The 19,096-nt window shown below is 43.5% G+C and carries 17 protein-coding genes; 9 read left to right on the forward strand and 8 right to left on the reverse strand.

Features of this window, described 5'->3' with window-relative positions; translation table 11 throughout:
* The first annotated feature begins 299 nt into the window (after positions 1–299).
* Positions 300–1,064: a 1-acylglycerol-3-phosphate O-acyltransferase gene (locus A3K86_RS15785; RefSeq protein ID WP_068333205.1), complete on the forward strand. Its 765-nt coding sequence runs from the start codon at positions 300–302 to the stop codon at positions 1,062–1,064.
* Positions 1,065–1,133: 69 nt separating this feature from the next.
* On the opposite strand, the gene A3K86_RS15790 is transcribed toward A3K86_RS15785, so the two are convergent.
* Positions 1,134–1,382, reverse strand: a complete 249-nt coding sequence (locus A3K86_RS15790) for a hypothetical protein (RefSeq protein ID WP_068333208.1) — start codon at positions 1,380–1,382, stop codon at positions 1,134–1,136.
* Positions 1,383–2,230: 848 nt separating this feature from the next.
* Here A3K86_RS15790 and A3K86_RS15795 point away from each other — a divergent pair.
* Positions 2,231–2,620 carry a hypothetical protein gene (locus tag A3K86_RS15795; RefSeq protein ID WP_146145603.1) on the forward strand — a complete coding sequence of 130 codons (390 nt, stop codon included), beginning with the start codon at positions 2,231–2,233 and terminating at the stop codon, positions 2,618–2,620.
* Between the two features lie 242 nt (positions 2,621–2,862).
* Here the strand turns inward: A3K86_RS15795 and A3K86_RS15800 are convergent, their stop codons facing one another.
* The gene (locus A3K86_RS15800; protein WP_068333215.1) at positions 2,863–3,351 is read right to left on the reverse strand and encodes a DUF1097 domain-containing protein; all 489 of its coding nucleotides are present in this window, start codon (positions 3,349–3,351) and stop codon (positions 2,863–2,865) included.
* A 346-nt stretch (positions 3,352–3,697) separates the two neighbouring features.
* On the opposite strand from A3K86_RS15800, the gene nagZ reads away from it, so the two are divergent.
* Positions 3,698–4,702 carry a beta-N-acetylhexosaminidase gene (nagZ, locus tag A3K86_RS15805; protein ID WP_068333218.1) on the forward strand — a complete coding sequence of 335 codons (1,005 nt, stop codon included), beginning with the start codon at positions 3,698–3,700 and terminating at the stop codon, positions 4,700–4,702.
* Between the two features lie 108 nt (positions 4,703–4,810).
* On the opposite strand, the gene A3K86_RS15810 is transcribed toward nagZ, so the two are convergent.
* From A3K86_RS15810 to A3K86_RS15825, 4 genes are all read right to left on the reverse strand, one after another.
* Positions 4,811–6,436 carry an EAL domain-containing protein gene (locus A3K86_RS15810; protein WP_232322013.1) on the reverse strand — a complete coding sequence of 542 codons (1,626 nt, stop codon included), beginning with the start codon at positions 6,434–6,436 and terminating at the stop codon, positions 4,811–4,813.
* A 1,052-nt stretch (positions 6,437–7,488) separates the two neighbouring features.
* Positions 7,489–8,403: a cation diffusion facilitator family transporter gene (locus A3K86_RS15815; protein WP_068333221.1), complete on the reverse strand. Its 915-nt coding sequence runs from the start codon at positions 8,401–8,403 to the stop codon at positions 7,489–7,491.
* Positions 8,404–8,617: 214 nt separating this feature from the next.
* A complete protein-coding gene (locus A3K86_RS15820) occupies positions 8,618–9,073 on the reverse strand; it encodes a hypothetical protein (RefSeq protein ID WP_084406642.1) in 456 nt (151 codons plus the stop codon).
* Between the two features lie 179 nt (positions 9,074–9,252).
* Positions 9,253–9,693, reverse strand: coding sequence for an MOSC domain-containing protein (locus A3K86_RS15825; protein ID WP_068333952.1), 441 nt, complete (start codon positions 9,691–9,693; stop codon positions 9,253–9,255).
* Between the two features lie 491 nt (positions 9,694–10,184).
* Between A3K86_RS15825 and pdhA the strand changes: the two genes are divergently transcribed.
* The 5 genes from pdhA (at position 10,185) to A3K86_RS15850 (ending at position 15,350) form a co-directional block, all read left to right on the forward strand.
* Positions 10,185–11,285 carry a pyruvate dehydrogenase (acetyl-transferring) E1 component subunit alpha gene (pdhA, locus tag A3K86_RS15830; RefSeq protein ID WP_068333224.1) on the forward strand — a complete coding sequence of 367 codons (1,101 nt, stop codon included), beginning with the start codon at positions 10,185–10,187 and terminating at the stop codon, positions 11,283–11,285.
* Positions 11,278–12,261 carry an alpha-ketoacid dehydrogenase subunit beta gene (locus A3K86_RS15835; protein WP_068333228.1) on the forward strand — a complete coding sequence of 328 codons (984 nt, stop codon included), beginning with the start codon at positions 11,278–11,280 and terminating at the stop codon, positions 12,259–12,261. Before pdhA ends, A3K86_RS15835 begins: the two co-directional genes overlap by 8 nt.
* Positions 12,258–13,523, forward strand: coding sequence for a dihydrolipoamide acetyltransferase family protein (locus A3K86_RS15840; protein ID WP_068333232.1), 1,266 nt, complete (start codon positions 12,258–12,260; stop codon positions 13,521–13,523). Before A3K86_RS15835 ends, A3K86_RS15840 begins: the two co-directional genes overlap by 4 nt.
* 505 nt (positions 13,524–14,028) lie before the next feature.
* Positions 14,029–14,961 carry a zinc dependent phospholipase C family protein gene (locus A3K86_RS15845; RefSeq protein WP_068333235.1) on the forward strand — a complete coding sequence of 311 codons (933 nt, stop codon included), beginning with the start codon at positions 14,029–14,031 and terminating at the stop codon, positions 14,959–14,961.
* On the forward strand, positions 14,958–15,350 hold the full coding sequence (locus tag A3K86_RS15850) for a hypothetical protein (protein ID WP_068333238.1): 393 nt from the start codon (positions 14,958–14,960) through the stop codon (positions 15,348–15,350). The genes A3K86_RS15845 and A3K86_RS15850 overlap by 4 nt, the downstream gene beginning before the upstream one ends.
* Before the next feature lie 156 nt (positions 15,351–15,506).
* Here A3K86_RS15850 and A3K86_RS15855 read toward each other — a convergent pair whose 3' ends face one another.
* Positions 15,507–16,451 (reverse strand): electron transfer flavoprotein subunit alpha/FixB family protein, encoded by a 945-nt coding sequence (locus A3K86_RS15855; RefSeq protein WP_068333241.1) that lies wholly within the window; start codon positions 16,449–16,451, stop codon positions 15,507–15,509.
* The gene (locus tag A3K86_RS15860; RefSeq protein ID WP_068333246.1) at positions 16,448–17,200 is read right to left on the reverse strand and encodes an electron transfer flavoprotein subunit beta/FixA family protein; all 753 of its coding nucleotides are present in this window, start codon (positions 17,198–17,200) and stop codon (positions 16,448–16,450) included. The genes A3K86_RS15855 and A3K86_RS15860 overlap by 4 nt, the downstream gene beginning before the upstream one ends.
* A gap of 229 nt (positions 17,201–17,429) precedes the next feature.
* Here A3K86_RS15860 and A3K86_RS15865 point away from each other — a divergent pair, with 229 nt between their 5' ends.
* Positions 17,430–19,082, forward strand: coding sequence for an electron transfer flavoprotein-ubiquinone oxidoreductase (locus A3K86_RS15865; RefSeq protein WP_068333249.1), 1,653 nt, complete (start codon positions 17,430–17,432; stop codon positions 19,080–19,082).
* Positions 19,083–19,096: the final 14 nt, after the last annotated feature.

Below are 19,096 nucleotides of genomic sequence, written 5' to 3' on the forward strand. Positions count from 1 at the left end.
ATAACTTATATTTCTTCGTCGGGCACTTAATCACCCAACAGAGGTCAAAGTAAAAATCAGGTGAGCACAAGTGCGAGGCACTTGGTATGTTGCGCAAAATAGAAAAGAGGTTAAACTGACAAACCTCTTGAATTTGGCTACTGCAGGATTAACAGTTATCAGCTGGATCAAACCGCTGAATTTGTTACTATTCTGTGAATTAAATCCAGAACTATTACTCTAAAATCGGTAGAGTAAAGTTGAATTTATACGTTATCCGCATTCTGTATTCGAGAAACGCTTTCAGTGAAGGAGTTAATGTGCTTAGTTTTATCCGCATCGTACTTGCGGTCATTTTTATCGTTTTTACCAGTCTATTTGCCTTGGTGTACTGTTTATTCAGTCCCCGTGACCCTAAGCATGTTCGCTTTTTCTGCCGCTGGTTCAACCAACTCCATAAACTTGTCGGTGTTAAACTTGATCAACGTGGTCTTGAGAATGCAAAAGGGCTGGGTAAAAGTATCTACATATCTAACCACCAAAGCGTATTAGATTTTGTGACGGCGCCAGGCATGCTGCAACCTCGCACAGTGTCTATTGGTAAAAAAAGCTTAGTTTGGATTCCATTTTTTGGTCAGTTGTACTGGATCACTGGTAACATATTGATCGACCGTGAGAATAAATCCAAGGCACGTAACACCATCAAGCAAGTGGTTGAAGCGATTCACCAACGTAACCTTTCAGTATGGATTTATCCGGAAGGAACACGAAGCAAAGGACGCGGTCTGCTGCCCTTTAAAACAGGTGCTTTTCGTATGGCCATCGAAGCTGGTGTTCCTATCGTTCCAGTCTGTGTGAGCACAACCCACAATAAGATCGATCTAAACCGTCGTGATAATAGTGTTGTTATCGCTGAAATGTTAAAGCCGATTGATGTCTCTGGTTACGATATTACTCAAGCGCGTGAACTTGCTGAGCATTGTCACCAGCTAATGGCAGACAAAATTGCCGAGCTCGATGCAGAAATTAGCGCGATAGAAAGTGGTAAGACTAACGTACTAGCTGAAGCAAATTCCAAAAGCTAACACCCTAGCAAACCAGACGACAATTAGCTTACAGAAATCAAAGCCCAACCAAAGTTGGGCTTTGTTGTATTAGCGCTCAGCAAAACGAAACAAAGAATCGATGGCAATCGGACAATTACCAACTTGGTGAACAACATCTTCTACTTGTTGTAATGAATCGTAGCTACATGGGATGCCATAGGTATCTGTGAGTGGATTCGAATTTCCTTGCCCATCAATAAAAGTCACACTCCATCCCGCACTGAGAAAGTCATGTACAACCCTTGCTTCAACTATGCCATGTTGTTGGTAGAGATGTTTGCATTCTGAAAGTACCATGAGCACCTCCTTTCAAACTCAACAAATGACCCATTATTGAGTCATCTATCACTATCAATCAGTATAACTATAGCTCACCCACCTCATCCCTAAAGGACAACCCTCCGGGTTGATGCCATTCATAGCAGAACAAAAATCATACAATCATTTACCGTGCCTTTATCTCTTTTAATAAGTTTTAAACACCTCCCCCTTTTTTTATAAAACCAACCAAGTTAATGAAAAGAAAACATATTTTCTGGAAAATACTTCTAGCAAACCTATTAGCGATTCGAATACTGTTCAAATAAGCAGGCCTTACAATAAAACAACATTTTCTATTTCTACTTATTTAGTTATAAAATACATTTGAACCCAAAATTACACAGCATCAATGACTTTTTTTTTATTAGACTATTTGCACTAAGTATAGTTAAACATTTACACACGGATGGAATCTTGATGCTCAATTGCGATAAATTGTTTTCAATCAACGAATATAATTTAGCTTTTGCTTATTGTTGCGCATATAAAATGCGACACATATACTTTAGCACCTTATATGAAACATCCTTTATGGATTGCAAGTATATATAAAACATAGAATTATCGTTAAATGATTCCAATTTGAGCTTTGATCGTCAAAAAGCCATCAGTAAAATATTGCTAAACACACATATATCAGTATAGAATCACACACAAATAATACACCGTTCAAATACAGAATGGCGTAAGCATAAAATAATGATATTTTCACATCTAACTATTATTTTTATTGATAGTTTAGTGCGGACAGTATTAACGCTATAAACTACTCAATAAGAGGTAGTCATAGCCTAATCATGAAAATTACAAGAAGCGAAGATGCTATGGATAAACTAACAACTGACTTTAGATTTATGAAATCCACACCAACATTTTTACAATGGCTTGCTGATAACCACGACGCTCCTCAGAACCAAAAATCACCGTTAATTGGTTGGCAGCACCCATCTCAAGAAGAGATCAACGAAGCACTCGACGCACTAAAATCGCTGTTGGGTTTATCTGAAACCGATATCGCCTACATGCTTGGCTCCTCAGCCTCACGTGGCAATGCTGGTCGTATGATTAAACGCTGGCGTGACGGCGAAGCTAAAATTCCTTACGCAACTTGGTTAGTTACTCTATCCATGTTGGGTCGTGCTACAGTGCCAAACTTCAACCAAGTTAAAACAGCACCGATACTCGAAAAAGCAGCACTGTCAGAAACCTTTTAAGATTCCTTTGTCTTAGCAGGTTGTTCGTACTTATCTTGGGGGGACTGATAAGTATGTAGCCTGCTCGATGAATCATCACATTCTATCGACAAGCTTAATAGTTGTAGAAATCACAAGTGCTATCCAACCATAATGTTCAAAATGGTCGGTGAAGAAATTGCTCTTAATTGATTTAGGCTTTATAAGAATAAATCCCCTTACAAGTAAACCCTTGTAAGGGGATTTTTAGTATCTGCGCGGCATTACTCGGCAGCAGGGTTAGTCACTGGTAAGGTATCAGAAGGCGTTAGCTTTTCTCGTAACCAAATGCCTGACGACTTCATACAGTAACCAAATAATACACCGACCAATAGTGACGGTATAACCAGAGCCCAATCACCATTTGCAGCAAACGTTGCACATGAACCAATAAAAGTGCCTGGAATAAAGCTCAGCCAATTTAGCTTTGCCTGAGCACACATCACGAATGCTACAACAGCTGTAATCACGTAGCCCATGATTTCTAGGTTGATCATATCTGAAAACTTGATGATCACCATCGCCCAAAATACACCACTCAGGTTAGTCGCCATACTTAACGCTAAACCTTTAACTCCATCTTTTGGAGATGCAAAATAGGTAGTGCATCCAAGAAATCCCGCCCAGCTCAGCAAACCTAAAGTTGTGGCTACCCAGCCCCATACGCCAGACAGAATTCCTGTTGTGATAGCAATAGCAATTAATACAGACATCGTGTTTCAACCTTAGTAACCATTAAGGAAACAGTCTAATTAACCTATTCACTTACTGCATCTATACAGATCACACAAAATGAAAAACCCAATCACCATATCTCATAAAATTGAGATCTTAGTCACTTAATGCAGGATAAACAAGACAATTGAAAGCTGGTTTGACTACGTATTAAATTCCCTGCCTGTTAATTAATAAACTTACTGTTTCCATATAAAAACAATGTAAGCAGAACGATAGTCGTAAATTGATTCCAGTCGCATAACGTTTTCGGTTAACAACGAGTTTGATAAACTGTGCTATGTTAAGTTATCGCATCAAAAACAGTATTTTAGCGGAGTGACCATGGGTCCATTAATGCTTGATGTATCAGGCTACGAGCTTGATGCAGAAGAACGTGAAATTATTCAACACCCGACTGTTGGCGGGATTATCTTCTTCGCTCGCAACTACCACGATCGTGCCCAGCTTCGTGCTCTAGTGAAAGACATTCGTCAAACTGCCAAACGACCACTTTTGATCGCCGTTGATCAAGAAGGTGGCCGCGTTCAACGTTTTCGTGATGAATTTACCCTGTTACCACCAGCTAAAGCTTTTGCAGAACAAAACAATGGGCTAGAGCTGGCGCTACAAGGCGGTTGGTTGATGGCAGCAGAGTTGCTTGCGATGGACATCGATCTCAGCCTAGCCCCAGTACTGGATTTAGGCTTTGATTGTAAAGCGATTGGAGATCGTGCGTTTTCTGATGATCCACAACAAGTCTTCACTTACGCTTCACAGTTTATTACTGGTATGAAAGAAGCTGGAATGGCAGCTACAGGTAAGCACTTCCCTGGTCATGGTGGCGTCATTGCCGACTCTCACCTCGAAACACCGGTCGATCCTCGTGATAATATCAAACACCATGATATGACAGTATTTAAACAGTTGATTGATAACCAATTACTTGATGCCATGATGCCAGCACACGTGATCTTCGATGCTTACGATCCTCAACCAGCCAGCGGCTCTGATTACTGGCTTAAACAAGTGCTTCGCCAAGATTTACAATTCAAAGGTGTTGTATTCTCAGACGACCTCAACATGAAGGGAGCTGATGTGCTGGGTAATTACAGTGAACGCGCTATCGCTGCCCAGCAAGCCGGTTGCGACATGGTAATGCTATGTAATAACCGTGAAGGTGCAGTAGAAGCGCTGGATGGCTTACCGCAAACGCAAGTACCGCTGCTTGAGACACTATTAAAACGCCCTTGTGGTGAATACAGCGATTTGATTCGTACTGAACGTTGGAAGAATACCCAAGCAACTATCTACCGTTTACAGCAAGAGTGGAAAGCCAAGCACGCTTAATATTCTGTCTCACTCGTTACCATATCCAACGAAACAAGCCACTTTAATCAAAGTGGCTTGTTTGTTTTCCATCGCTATTTTCTGCAATTAGTATCTTTCCTACCGACATTACCTATCGTAGAGTACCGCTTCAGGGATTTGAAAACGTTCAGTTAACGGCTTACGAGAGACGATGCTTTTACAGTAATACGCAAAATCACGAAACGGCATCGGACGACCGAAGTAAAACCCTTGTTGAAGCGTAACACCATGCTCAGCGAGGTACTGAGATTGCTCCTGCGTCTCTACCCCTTCTGCAATCATTTCCATGTTAGCTTTACGCCCAAAAGCAATGATCGAATCCAGTAACGACAGTTTTAAGTCTGTTGTCCCTATGGTTTCAACGAACATTTTGTCTATCTTCAAACTACGTATGTTCAATTGTTGAATATAGCTAAACCCGCCATAACCCGTACCGGCGTCATCCAACTTCACATCAATTCCTTGGCAACGAAGCATTTCTATCACCTGCGAAGCCATAGCTAGGTTGGTGAAGCGTTTACGCTCTGTCACTTCAAACGCAATTTGTGAAGGCTGTAACCTAGATTGGTGGATCAACTTCAATGAACTTTCTAGTGTCTCTAACTGCTCAAGCTGATCTGGCACTACATTTACGCTAATGACCTGCTGCGTTTCTCCCCAGTTTAGCTTGCCTATCTCCGCTACTGTTTTTTCTATTAACTGGTCGGTAATTGGTAAAATCTGGCCACTCTTTTCGACATAAGGGATAAACTCCATCGGTGAAATTAGCCCCTGCCCTCTTCGCTTCCACCTTGCCAACATTTCACAGCCGTAAAGACTATTACTCGAAACATCAACAATAGGTTGGTAATAGGGAATAAACTCACGATTTTGGATCCCTCGCTCTACCAGTGTATGAAGCGATAGTTTCCGGAATTCTGACAACCTAATAGCGACTATCATCACCAAGCCCAGTGCTACCCCAACAAAAAAGAGCACAGGTAAAATCTGCAAACGGTACTTTTGCAATAACTTATCACTGACATAAACACGAATGTTTAAGCCTTTATCCACTTCATACTTAAAGAGTAGAAGCTGAGAAAACAAAGCCGCATCACCACGCCAAAACGCAACCGTCGGATTGCTGTCCGCAGAAATCGCGGTCAGTACACACTCACGACAGTAATTATTTCGCAGCGAATCCGTGATTAAAGGCTCCATATGCACAAACAAAGCACCACGTTCATCTTCACGCTGAACAACTAACAAGCTTTGATCATTCCCTGCAGAGTTGGTTACCCATAATGACGTATTTGGTGTTAAGAAAGGCAATAGCGGCGACAACGTTCGTTCACCATTGGCTCCAGCGAAACTTGTACAAGTTTTACCAGTACGCGTTTTTAAGGATAAACGGCGAATAAAGTAGTCCTTGTATGCAAGGTTCTCGAGCTGATACTGATCTAAAGGGCCACAGTCATAAAGAAAAAGATTGGAAAATTCAGCCAGTTTTCGCTCATAAGTTTCAATTTGCTTGCTATAGATACCAAGCATCGCTTCAGCATCACTATTTATGGTATGGCGAAGATAAAGCTTTGATACGTAACCACTGCAAAAAGTAGCAAGTAATCCACACAAAATTAAAATGACAAAACTGGATAACCAGTTACGGACATTCATTGAAGTAAACAACTCACTAACTTTCAACTTGGTTGGCGAGTGGTTAAATACAGACATAGCTAAGTAGGTAATTAGAAATCAAACAACACACCCCATGTGCAACAGCACACATCCAAACAGTGTCATCAAGATATTGAGAAATTGAAGGATTAACAAGCAGAAATGTGAATATCTATACGACTTGGATCACGTCCTGATTGATTATTTTATAAGTTGAAATAATTATGCGAGCAATAACTAGCATTCAAGTGAAGTATGAAGAAACACTTCGAACTAATTTGAGGATAAGTCTCAATCGAATGACGAAGCACTTGTCAGAGTCTATCTCACCCAATCGAAATCGAAACAGTTACGCATTAAAGTAGTAACCAAATTTATTTTACAAAAGCCCTAAACAACAAAGCCTTACTTGATTTCTCAAGCAAGGCTTTATCTGAAGATTTTCGCAAAGGAATAATTAAAATGCGTCGTGCGAATAATCAACATTCTTGGTGCATTTCTTTTCGCGAGTAATAACAAAGATACCACCGACGATGAATGCAAGTACCAATAAAACTTCCATAAACTGACCTTATAAGGTTACACATGAATCCTATTAGCTCTTAACCAATAGTTTTCAACCACTTAGTAGGTCTAAAAAATGACTCTGACCAGAAGCAATTTTTAGACACGAAATAAGATAACGCAAATCGGCTTTTCTTTCATCACAAGGTTATAATTTTGTGACAAAGAATACGCTACAGAGCTTACACCCATCATGCTAGATACAGCCTGCGCATGCAATCTCACTTAGATATGACATTAACAGCAATATCTATAGGATAGCTCAACACCAGTACGCATCTAACGTTATCTCTATCAATTATGAAAAAGCGGTGACTCAGATAATTGAGATCTAAGAATGTGTAATACAGTTTAACAACGAGTAGCACACTGATTGCCTTTTCGTAACGTGCGTATTTTGCCTTGCAATAACTTGCGCGACGAATGAATAAATCGCAAACCCAAAATTAGAAAATCTAATGACAAAAAGTCAACAATGCAAAATTCTGCATTATTGACTTTAAGTTCAATCAGTTAGAGTTTATACGTTTTGAGAATTCACCTTACTACAACCAACGAGCTTGAGTTGTAAAACAAACTGAAAGCCAAGTATCTCCTAACTCATCTTTCAATTGTTCCCAAATAACCTGACGAATGGCATCTTGGCGTTGGGGCGTCCAGCGAGAACTTTTATCGACCAAAATGTTAATTTCCAAATCGTACTGACGACCCGTCTTCGCTAAATGGTGGGTATAGTGGTCAAATTCATATTGCTTAGAAACAGAGGCGATCACCCCATCAACCCGCTCTTGCACTTTACCTTCAGGGGCAACTAACAGCACCTCCCTTAGGTTTCGGCTCAATACTCGAATCGGCAATACCGATGCTGCAATGGCTAACGCAGAGACTAAAATCGGGTCTACATAGCTATTCCAACGAGAATACCCCATCGAATCGAGTGCCATCACAACCAAAAAGCCCACAAGCAATGCCGCACTCAAGATACCGTCGATCATCCACTCTTGAGAGTCGACTTTCACCAGTTCTGATTCCGTGCTTTTGGCGATATGGGTTTCAGTAAAATAAATTCCAAAGCAGCACACCGTTGAAATAACGGCATACACTAGCGCATGCTCAAGCACAATATCGTGTCCGCCCTCGACAATGGATTGCACACCACCGATAAATGCCAAAAGACAGGTTATTAAGATAAGCAAGCCATTGACGACATTGATCAAAGGCTCGATATGCGCGTAGCCGAACTGGAATTGCCTATCATCAGGCTTAGTGACTAAGTAAGCGGTATAAAGGCTAAGCCCCGTCATCCCCATACTTAAAAGTGAAAACATGCCGTCGAGAAGAATAGCGTTGGATCCGACATACAATCCATAGCCAATACCCATTGCAGAAAGTAGAACAGTACCTACAAGGGACAATTTCAGTGCTAAACGTTCCTTACTGATTTTACGGCAAATAGCCATAGAACCTCCTATATTTCGTTAAAAATTAATTTGATAGTAAATAATCAATCCGTCACTTAAATGGCAAAACCATGAATTTAGCAACGACACTAATCACAACACAATATAACAACCACAAGGTTACATTGCTTTAACTATATGTATAAGCAAACACAACTTTAAAATCAAGCTGTTAAGAAAAGTGTCATGATCAAGAAGTCATCGCAGACAGGGATTATTCTGGTGTGCGCTGTAGCTCTAAGCTGGCAACATCATTGAGAAAGGTCACCATTTTAACGCGGCTGACATTGTATTCAAAGCGAGGCGCATCGCAATAAGGCGATGGTTGCACTTGGGAAAGATCACTGGCGTTAGATGCGATATAGCGGCAAGCAGCAAACTGTTCACAAGCTTGATTTCGTTCAACTTCTAGCTTGCTCCAGTAGGTAGAAAAGTGATTAAGAGCGAAATTTAATTGCTGAAAATTTTCATCCGTCAGCTCAGAACGAATAGCGTTCAGCTCGTCTTTACGATCATCAATGTATTCATCGAATGACGCCGACAAAGCTTGAGTAGAGGTGTTATAGCAAGTTTGTTCTACGTACTGACTGACATCCATCGTTTGGTCATTATCTTGCTGAGCACTACACGCGGTCAGCATCATGACTAACACTAACAACAGGTACTTCATATTAGCCACCACTCGATCAGACAAAACCCGGCACTTTATACCCCATTCGCTTACATGCTTTGGCTTAAGGGCAAAACAAGGTTAACGACACATTAGCCAGCACGTTAAGTAAGTATGATCGAAAACAGCGCCCCGAAATTCGGATGCGCTGTTATTCTTATGACTGAGACATTTAGGGGTTACGACAGCAAAGCCACAGCATCACCAACTTTGATCTCACCGTCTTCAATCACGCGACAACACACTCCGCCACGCCATTCTGAACGTAATGCTTGTGTTAAGCCTTGGTGTTGTTCATCCATGCGAGGACATGGATCTGTCTCACGCGTAATTTCTAATTTTAAATCACCAATTTGGATCACATCACCGACATTTTGCTCAGAAAAACGCACACCACGTACCAGCAAATTGGCACGGCGCAGTGTCCACGGCAGATCTGTGTCTACTTGCTGACAAGCATCTTGCCATGAATCTAAACTAAGTACGGTAACTTGGCGCTTACCCGGCTTGCCACGAAAATCACCTACCACACCTTCAGCGGTTGTCACTTTCGCGTGTTGCATCTCTTCCATTGGTGCCCGTGACTTTTCACGCTTTGCAATCGCTAACAATTCCATCATGCTTCCTTTTGTTGCTGTTTTACTGGCGATAATGCCACAAATTGTATATTTAATCTCCACCAAATAATCGACTAGTTTAAAACCAGCACGACGCAATAAATTAGCATTTCATTCTGTATTGATTACTTTACTGATTTATTCCTCAGTATCTCAAGCGAAATTTAACATCTTGGTTACACTTAACTTATTGCGTTTATCCTCACTTCTCTCTGAGTTTGATGGAGCAAACAATACCTTGTTCTCTCTACATTATTTGGCACAGAACAAGCTATCAGTCATGCTAATCGACCCTTTTAAGATCGATAGTGACCAAGGAAAGAACCCTATTAATCAGACGCTTACTCTGCTTAATGGCTCAACGAAAGATATCAGGCGTTCAATATGGTTCAATGAGATTGACGCTTGAACAGTAGGAAAACGGCTAGGTGAGAACAACTGGATAAACATGCCCTGATTTGTAGTTGAATTGACTACCAGACAAGGAGCTTGATATGAGTGTTCAAGCAATGCCAATGCACCGGTTTATTGATCATACTGGTACGCTCGTTTCTCCACTGCCAGCTTGGCTCACAACAGAGCAACTGGTGCAATTTTACCAAGACATGGTACTCACCCGTGTCTACGACAACAAAGCCGTTGCCCTTCAACGTACAGGGAAACTCGGTACCTACCCTTCTCACCTTGGTGCTGAAGCCATAGGTATCGCTGTGGGTCGCGCACTGCATCGCGATGACGTTTTCATTCCTTACTATCGTGACATGCCTGCCATGTGGGCACGAGGCATTGCGATGGAGAAAAACCTGCAATATTGGGGAGGTGATGAGCGCGGTAGTGATTTTTCACCACAAGACATGCCTGCTAATCAAAATTGTCGCGATCTACCTTTCTGCGTGCCTATTGCCACCCAATGTACCCACGCTGTGGGCGTAGCAGCAGCACTGAAAATAGAAGGCAATCATAAAGCGGCGCTGGTCACCTGTGGTGATGGTGCCACCTCCAAAGGCGATTTCTTAGAGTCCATAAATTGCGCTGGTAGCTGGAACCTACCGTTAGTGTTTGTGATCAATAACAATCAGTGGGCAATATCTGTTCCCCGAGAAATCCAATGTGGCGCTGAATTCTTAGCCGATAAGGCCAAAGGCGCAGGCATTGAAGGAATGACCGTCGATGGCAACGACATTGTCGCGATGTTTGATGCAATTCACACTGCCCTTGAACATGCTTATGTCGGTAAAGGCGCCACCTTGATTGAAGCGGTAAGTTACCGCTTAAGTGACCATACGACGGCTGATGATGCCAGCCGTTACCGCAGTGAAGATGAACTACAACAGGCATGGCAATACGAGCCAATCTCACGCCTTAAAACCTTTCTTGAAAAACAAAATCTTTGGGATGAAGCACAAGAACAAGCTTGGCTTGAGCACTGTAAACAAACCGTTGAGCAAGCGGTTGAGCATTACCTTGCTTTGATCCCGCAAGCCCCTGAGTCAGCTTTTGATTATCTCTATGAGTCTTTGAATGACGATTTGCACCAGCAACGTGACGCCATCATCAACAAAGCAATGCGTATGCAAGGAGCGAAACATGGCTGAGATGACATTACTTGAAGCGGTCAATTTAGCGCTCCACCATGAAATGGCGCAAGATCCTAGCGTTGTGGTGTTGGGTGAAGATGTTGGTGATAACGGTGGGGTTTTTCGCGCCACCGTCGGGCTTAAAGACAAATTTGGCTGCAAACGCGTTATTGATTCACCGCTAGCTGAAGCATTGATTGCCGGTGTTTCCGTCGGGATGGCAACCCAAGGGTTACGCCCTGTGGCAGAATTTCAATTTCAGGGGTTTGTCTTCCCGGGATTAGAACATTTGATGTGTCATGCCGCTCGTATGCGAAACCGTACCCGCGGTCGCCTTACCTGCCCTGCAGTGTTTCGTGCTCCGTTTGGTGGTGGTATTCACGCCCCTGAGCACCATTCTGAAAGCGTCGAAGCCCTGTTTAGCCACATTCCCGGTTTTAAAGTGGTGATCCCATCGTCACCACAGCGGGCATACGGTCTGTTACTTGCAGCAATTCGCAGTAATGATCCCGTAATGTTTTTCGAACCTAAGCGCATCTATCGCACCGTGAAATCCAATGTTGAAGACAATGGTAAAGCGCTACCGCTAGATACCTGTTTCACCCTGCGTAAAGGGCGCGATATCACCTTAGTCACTTGGGGCGCGTGTGTAGTGGAATCGCTGCAAGCTGCCGAACAATTATCGAAACAAGGCATTGAAGCGGAGGTGATCGATCTTGCTTCTATTCACCCACTTGATATGCGAACTATTTTTGCATCGTTAGAAAAAACAGGACGACTGCTGATTGTACATGAAGCCTGCAAAACAGGTGGCATTGGCGGTGAAATCTTAGCCCGCACCGCTGAAGAAGCGATGTGCTTACTAAAAGCACCACCGAAACGAGTGACAGGCATGGATACCGTGATGCCTTACTACCGCAACGAAGATTATTTCATGATCCAAGACACTGACATTGTATTAGCAGCCCGCGAGCTAATGGAGGGTTGGAAATGAAAGCATTTACGCTCCCAGACTTGGGAGAAGGCTTAGCCGAATCGGAAATTATTGAATGGCACGTCAATATTGGTGACGTTGTCACAATCGATCAGGTCATCTTAACGGTGGAGACAGCAAAAGCAACCGTCGATGTACCAGCCCCCTATAGTGGTACTATAGTGAGTCGCCACGGCCAAGCTGGCGATATCATCAATATTGGCAGTCTACTTGTTGAAATAGACGAACAAGTCACCGCCACCAGCGAGTCAAATACAGCGTCCCTCAATACAACCACCTTGAAGACAATGCCGCAGGTAACGGCATCTCAAAGTGTATCTAATGCTGAAGTTCAATCCACCAGCAGCAAAAACAATAAAAACGACGCAGCCACCGTAGTTGGTAATGTTTCGCAGCAGAGTCACAACATCAATATTGATGAATTCTGGATTGGCAGCGACAACCACAGCAACGAATCGAATACTGATAAGCCACTTATTACAGCGCTCCCCTCAGCACGGGTGCTCGCGCAAAAAATGGGGATCAACCTAGCCAATATTCAGGGCAGCGGCCCTGATGGCGTAATTTTAGATGGCGATGTCTATCAAGCTTGCGATAAACAGCGTCCTGGTACAGAAATGCTCAAAGGCGCTCGTCGCAGTATGGCGGCTAGCATGGCAAAAGCGCATCAACAAATCGCCGCTGTAACAATTACCGAGGAAGCTATTTTAAGCCGCTGGAGTACAAACGAAGATATTACGACACGCTTAGTACAAGCGATTGTCGCCGCATGCCAACACGAGCCAGCCCTTAATGCGTGGTTCGATCCTGATACCATGACACGCTGTGTTCACGACAGAGTTAACATCGGGATTGCCGTAGACAGCCAGTATGGCTTGTATGTCCCCGTGTTACGTCATGCCGATGAATTCAATGCCAGTGGCATCCGTAAATGGGTAGACGATACTGTTGCCGGAATCAAAGCACGCAAGATAGGCCGTGAGCAGTTACAACACGGTACGATCACCTTATCTAACTTTGGCGCAATTGCTGGCATCTACGCAACGCCTGTCGTGAGTCCGCCACAAGTGGCGATCGTCGGCGCAGGTAGGATCATTAAGAAAATTAGGTTGAATCAAGACGCCAGTATCCAACAAACGAATATCCAACAAGCGACTGAAGTCGATGTGTTACCGCTATCAATGACCTTCGATCATCGGGCTTGTACTGGCGGAGAAGCGGCGCGGTTTATGAAGGCGTTAGTTAATCACTTAGAAGGCTAATTTAGGCAATGAGTGGTGGGCAATGAGTGATAAACGATGGTAGATCCTGACTTATATAAATGAGGAATCGCTCAAATACCATAACCACCGTTTACCCAGTATTTACCGACAATACTGTAAATTACATAGCGATGCTGCTCAGGTTTGCATCTTGTAAGGTTCAGCTAAGAAACCTGTTCTAATACTTGAACAGCTTAAAAGTAGCACTATACGTACTCTTATTAGCTTACCGAACATAGATATCACTTTTTTGAGAGTCTACATCAATCAATTTGCAAATATTGATCTTATCTCTACGGTACACATGCATTGTGTACCGTTTTTTCTTTCCTCTCTTCCCCAACTCCCCGCCAAGATTGGAAACACATCAAAAAAACCAATGATATTGGTTATGCACATTCGCCAAAGTCATCCCCAAACGCTTTTTTATCCACTGGCTATGATAAATTCGCTATGCAACTTTTAGAGTAATAATCCCAAGCTCGAAGAATAACAAGGATCTAGTATGCCTGGAGCTTTTGCACATCTCACAGCAGTGAATCTCGCAGGAACAAACGACAATATAAAAGATATCGACATTCCTAATCCTGCCAAACTCGCATTAATCACCCAAAAAGCTTATTTAGAATTAGGCTGTGTCAGCCCAGATTATCCCTACCTTAAACTGGCAGATAAAGCTCAAAACCACTGGGCTGATTTCATGCATTATTACAAGGTCGGCGACTTCATTAAACAAGCGATAGCGGAAGTAAAGCAGCTCGACAGCCAGCATCAACCAAAAGCCTTTGCTTGGCTTTGTGGTTATCTGGCGCATGTCATCACCGACATTACCATTCACCCTGTGGTCGAACTTAGGGTTGGACCATACAAAGAAAACGCCAAAGCCCACCGAGTATGCGAAATGCATCAAGATACCTTCATTTGGCAGCGACTCAATCTAGGTGAATTAGGTTACGCTGAGCGCGTTCGGGAAAACATTGGCGCTTGTTCATCTTCCCAAAACTGCAATGACACTTCTCAACTCGATTCCACGATTAAAGCCTTATGGCAAAAGAGCCTACAAGCGACATATCCAAGTGAATTTAGTGAGGAAACACCTGACATTGACGCTTGGCATCGCCATTTTCTCGCCATCGTTGATAAAGCAGAAGAAGGACACAAACTCTTTCCTCTTGCTCGCCATGTGTTATCAGGAGCAGGGCTTACCTACCCTACAGTCGACGAAGTTCATAGTTCCTATATCAAGCAGCTACAAACACCAATCGGTATTTTGGACTACGACGACATATTTCAACGCGCTGTCACCAACATTCTCACCTATTGGCAGCATTTAGGACAGGCTATTTTCCATAACGGTAATACCAGTATGTTCTTGAACTGGAACCTAGACACAGGCCGCTGCGAAAACGAACAACTAACTATGTGGAGCTCACAATGAGATTGATTTCTTTATTCTTCATTCTAACTTTAGTGACAGGGTGTGCTGGCAAATATGAGCCCGATGAAATGTACCCTATGGCTTCAAAATTTAAAGACTTGTCTCAGCTTATTGATGGATTAGTGAAATTCAGCAACACACCAATCACCACAGAAAGCCAAGCTAGACGACAATTACAAGCTGAATACCCGGAACAACTGAAAGAGTTTCGCGACTACGATTTAAGAATCGATATTCAAGGTAAAAACACGGTGTTACTGCTATGTGATGGTAATACGGCCCTGTTTGAAGACGCAGGTTGTAACGGTAGCTTTGAATACCACCACTGGAAGAAGAACTACTCACAAGCCTGTGAATTTACAATCAACACCAGCAAAGTTTGTAAGTAATTCGTACTGTTAACCCACAAGCATACATGGGCATAGCCACTAACAGTATCAATAAAACAGCACGCTTAAACGCGTGCTGTTCGTCTATTGGATGTCGCTCACCACTGCTTTTTCTGTATTTTCGTCTAAGTCTATAACGATTAATTAATCATCAAATTAGCCATCTAGTTGTTCGATTAACTCAGGTAAAATTTCAAACAAATCACCAACCAACCCGTAATCCGCTACCTCAAAAATCGCCGCATCCGGATCTTTATTAATCGCCACAATCACTTTGGAATCTTTCATCCCTGCAAGGTGCTGGATCGCACCAGAGATCCCCACTGCGATGTATAAATCTGGAGCAACAATTTTACCCGTTTGCCCCACCTGTAAATCATTCGACACATAACCCGCATCAACCGCGGCACGCGAAGCGCCAATGGCAGCGCCAAGCTTATCTGCCAACTGCTCAACCATGGCAAAGTTTTCTTTGCTGCCAAGTCCACGTCCACCAGACACCACCACGCGTGCTGCAGGTAGATCGGGGCGAGCACTCTCCACCGTTTCTTGTGACACGAACTGTGCTAGCCCTAAATTGTGAACCATATTTAATTCCACAATCTCTGCACTCTTCGCGCCTTGCACCTCTACCGTATTAAACGCTGAGGCTCTCACTGAAATGACCTTAATGCTGTCGTTTGACTTAACCCTTGCTAGCGCGTTCCCAGCATAAATGGGACGAATAACAGTATCAGCCGATACCAACTCAATCACATCCGACAACATGCCAACATCCAGTAATGCAGCGAGCCTCGGCAGCAGATTTTTACCAAATGTTGTTGCCGCAGCCATAACATGGCTATATTCGCCGCTAGCGATGACGTCATGACAAAGCGCACCAAGGTTCTCTGCCAGTAAATGTTGATAACAAGCGTTATCTGCAACCAATACCCGCTCTACACCGGCTATTTGTTGTGCATAGTTAACGATCTCACCTGGTTTTTCCCCCGCTAATAACAACTCAATCGGCTGTGATAATTGAACAGCTGCATTAATCGTTTTTAACGTCTCTACCGCTAATGTATGCCCGTCGTGTTCTGCGATCACTAATGTCTTCATTCGATCACCTTGGCTTCATTTTTTAGCTTGTTCACTAGCTCAAGCACAGATCCTACTCTGATCCCCGCTTGACGAGCTGGCGGCACCATCACCTCATCCACTGCTTGGCGCGCACTCGTTACGATATTCAAGGTATCCAGTGGCAATACATCGAGCGGCTTACGTTTGGCTTTCATAATATTGGGGAGTGACGCATATCGGGGCTCATTTAGTCGCAGATCGGTACTGATCACCGCTGGAATAGTGAGGTTCAAAGTTTCGAGCCCACCATCAACCTCTCGCGTAACAGTAACTGTGTCATCTGACATCACTAACTCTGACGCAAAAGTCGCTTGAGGTAAGCCTAACAGCGCCGCTAACATTTGCGGTACTTGGTTGTTATCGCTATCGATCGATTGTTTCCCCAATAGGATCAATTGAGGTTGTTCTTGACCAACAACAGCTTGCAAAACCTTAGCAACGGCAAGTGGTTCTAGGGTGTTTTCTGTTTCAACTTGAATGGCACGATCCGCGCCTAACGCCAGCGCATTTCGCAGTTGCTCTTGACAAGCCTGATCGCCAATGGATACCACAACCACTTCATTCGCATGTCCAGCTTCTTTGAGACGAATGGCTTCTTCAACCGCAATTTCACAGAATGGATTCATCGCCATTTTGACATTGGTATCTTCAACACCGCTGCCATCAGGCTTTACTCGTATTTTGACGTAAGGGTCGATTACCCGCTTTATGGCGACTAGGATTTTCATCATCATTTCCTTCTAAAAAACGATTCACCCTTGATAGCACACCACACAGTTATACTTTTTTTATTGTTTTAATTCATAACGATAAATCACTACCAACACCTAACTGACAAAGCATAAACGCATGGCATAGGATTCTTTGAGCCTAGTTGAATTTACGTTTACGTCAACTGCGCTATATTTAAATTTATACTGTAAATCGGCCTCAATCCCCTGCTGTAGGAGTCGTCTGATGGAACGTGAATGCATGGAGTTTGATGTGGTGATCGTGGGTGCAGGACCTGCTGGATTAGCCGCTGCGTGTCAATTAATGCTACTCGCCAAACAAGCACAACAAAGCCCGCCAAGTGTTTGCGTTATTGAAAAAGGTGCCGAAGTGGGAGCCCACATTCTCTCAGGTGCAGTGTTTGAACCTCGTGCCCTTGACGAACTCTTTCCCGATTGGCGCTTGATGGATACCCCGTTAAAAACCCAAGTGACAGATAGCCTCACTTACTGGCTAACCACTCCTAGCAACCACCTTGCGATCCCAGAATCTGTTACCCCAGAGAGCATGGTTAATGATGGTAATTACATTATTAGCCTCAGTGAGTTATGTCGCTGGCTAGCCAATCAAGCAGAACAATTGGGTGTCGAGATATTTACAGGGTTCGCTGCAAAAGAGTTTTGCCTCGATCGCGACAACAATGTCACTGGGATCATCACTTCTGATATGGGGCTAGACAAACATGCTCAACCCAAAGCAAATTTCGAAGCTGGAATATTTCTAAAAGCAAAATACACATTATTTGCTGAAGGCAGTCGAGGACATTTAGGCAAACAACTGATCAAGCACTTTCACTTAAATCATAATAAGCCACCTCAACATTATGCATTAGGGTTGAAAGAACTTTGGCAGATCCCACCGGAACATCATCAAGAAGGCTTGGTACTGCATGGCGTGGGATATCCGTTATCTCAATCCGATACAACGGGCGGCAGCTTTTTGTACCATTTAGCGGATAACTTAGTGGCTGTCGGCCTGATCGTTGATCTCAATTACCATCACCCCTACCTCAATCCCTTCGAGGAATTTCAGCGCATGAAGCATCACCCACTCTATGCACAATATCTCCGACACGGAGAGCGTTTGAGCTATGGTGCACGTGCCATCACCAAAGGCGGGTTAAATGCGCTACCTCGACAGCAATTTCACGGCGGTCTGCTTATTGGCTGTGATGCGGGTACTTTAAACTTTGGCAAAATCAAAGGCAGCCATACCGCGATGAAATCAGGCATGCTGGCTGCAGAGGCGGTTTTTACTGAACTCAGCCAAGGCTTCACTCATACAGTGCCGGGTTATGATGCGTTATTTCGACATTCATGGCTGTATGACGAGCTTTTTCAATCGCGTAATATGGGCGCTTGTATTCACAAGTTTGGGCAACTCTTAGGTGGCGTCGTCACAAGCCTTGAGCAGAATTGGTTAAGAGAAAAGGTCGATTGGAATTGGCATGACGATACGCCCGATCATCTCACTCTCAAACCACTCGCCGAATTCAAACCAATTACTTATCCAAAGCCAGATGGCATTTTGAGTTTCGATAAAGCCTCATCCCTTTATTTATCGGGGACACAGCATGAAGAAAATCAACCTTGTCACTTGAATCTGACAGACCCCGATATCCCAATTAATAACCATCTAGAAACCAATGGTGAGCCTAGTCAGCGCTATTGCCCTGCGGGAGTCTATGAAGTTGTCGAAAGCGAAGGTTCAACCAAGCAATTTGTGATTAATGCAGCCAACTGTTTACATTGCAAAACCTGTGATATTAAAGACCCATCGCAAAACATTACATGGGCGCCACCAGAAGGCGGCGGCGGTCCAAACTATCGGTCAATGTAACCATCAAGCTTCTG

This window comes from Photobacterium jeanii (assembly GCF_001650345.1).
Taxonomy (GTDB): Bacteria; Pseudomonadota; Gammaproteobacteria; order Enterobacterales; family Vibrionaceae; genus Photobacterium; species Photobacterium jeanii.

Excerpts from the sequence above, each read along its gene's own strand:
- A3K86_RS15795 (WP_146145603.1), top strand. The coding sequence starts at position 2,231 with ATGGATAAACTAACAACTGACTTTAGATTTATGAAATCCACACCAACA.
- A3K86_RS15855 (WP_068333241.1), bottom strand. The coding sequence starts at position 16,451 with ATGAAGACATTAGTGATCGCAGAACACGACGGGCATACATTAGCGGTA.
- A3K86_RS15845 (WP_068333235.1), top strand. The coding sequence starts at position 14,029 with ATGCCTGGAGCTTTTGCACATCTCACAGCAGTGAATCTCGCAGGAACA.
- A3K86_RS15860 (WP_068333246.1), bottom strand. The coding sequence starts at position 17,200 with ATGAAAATCCTAGTCGCCATAAAGCGGGTAATCGACCCTTACGTCAAA.
- A3K86_RS15810 (WP_232322013.1), bottom strand. The coding sequence starts at position 6,436 with ATGTCTGTATTTAACCACTCGCCAACCAAGTTGAAAGTTAGTGAGTTG.
- A3K86_RS15835 (WP_068333228.1), top strand. The coding sequence starts at position 11,278 with ATGGCTGAGATGACATTACTTGAAGCGGTCAATTTAGCGCTCCACCAT.
- A3K86_RS15825 (WP_068333952.1), bottom strand. The coding sequence starts at position 9,693 with ATGATGGAATTGTTAGCGATTGCAAAGCGTGAAAAGTCACGGGCACCA.
- A3K86_RS15800 (WP_068333215.1), bottom strand. The coding sequence starts at position 3,351 with ATGTCTGTATTAATTGCTATTGCTATCACAACAGGAATTCTGTCTGGC.
- A3K86_RS15840 (WP_068333232.1), top strand. The coding sequence starts at position 12,258 with ATGAAAGCATTTACGCTCCCAGACTTGGGAGAAGGCTTAGCCGAATCG.
- pdhA (WP_068333224.1), top strand. The coding sequence starts at position 10,185 with ATGAGTGTTCAAGCAATGCCAATGCACCGGTTTATTGATCATACTGGT.
- A3K86_RS15820 (WP_084406642.1), bottom strand. The coding sequence starts at position 9,073 with ATGAAGTACCTGTTGTTAGTGTTAGTCATGATGCTGACCGCGTGTAGT.
- A3K86_RS15815 (WP_068333221.1), bottom strand. The coding sequence starts at position 8,403 with ATGGCTATTTGCCGTAAAATCAGTAAGGAACGTTTAGCACTGAAATTG.
- nagZ (WP_068333218.1), top strand. The coding sequence starts at position 3,698 with ATGGGTCCATTAATGCTTGATGTATCAGGCTACGAGCTTGATGCAGAA.
- A3K86_RS15790 (WP_068333208.1), bottom strand. The coding sequence starts at position 1,382 with ATGGTACTTTCAGAATGCAAACATCTCTACCAACAACATGGCATAGTT.
- A3K86_RS15850 (WP_068333238.1), top strand. The coding sequence starts at position 14,958 with ATGAGATTGATTTCTTTATTCTTCATTCTAACTTTAGTGACAGGGTGT.
- A3K86_RS15865 (WP_068333249.1), top strand. The coding sequence starts at position 17,430 with ATGGAACGTGAATGCATGGAGTTTGATGTGGTGATCGTGGGTGCAGGA.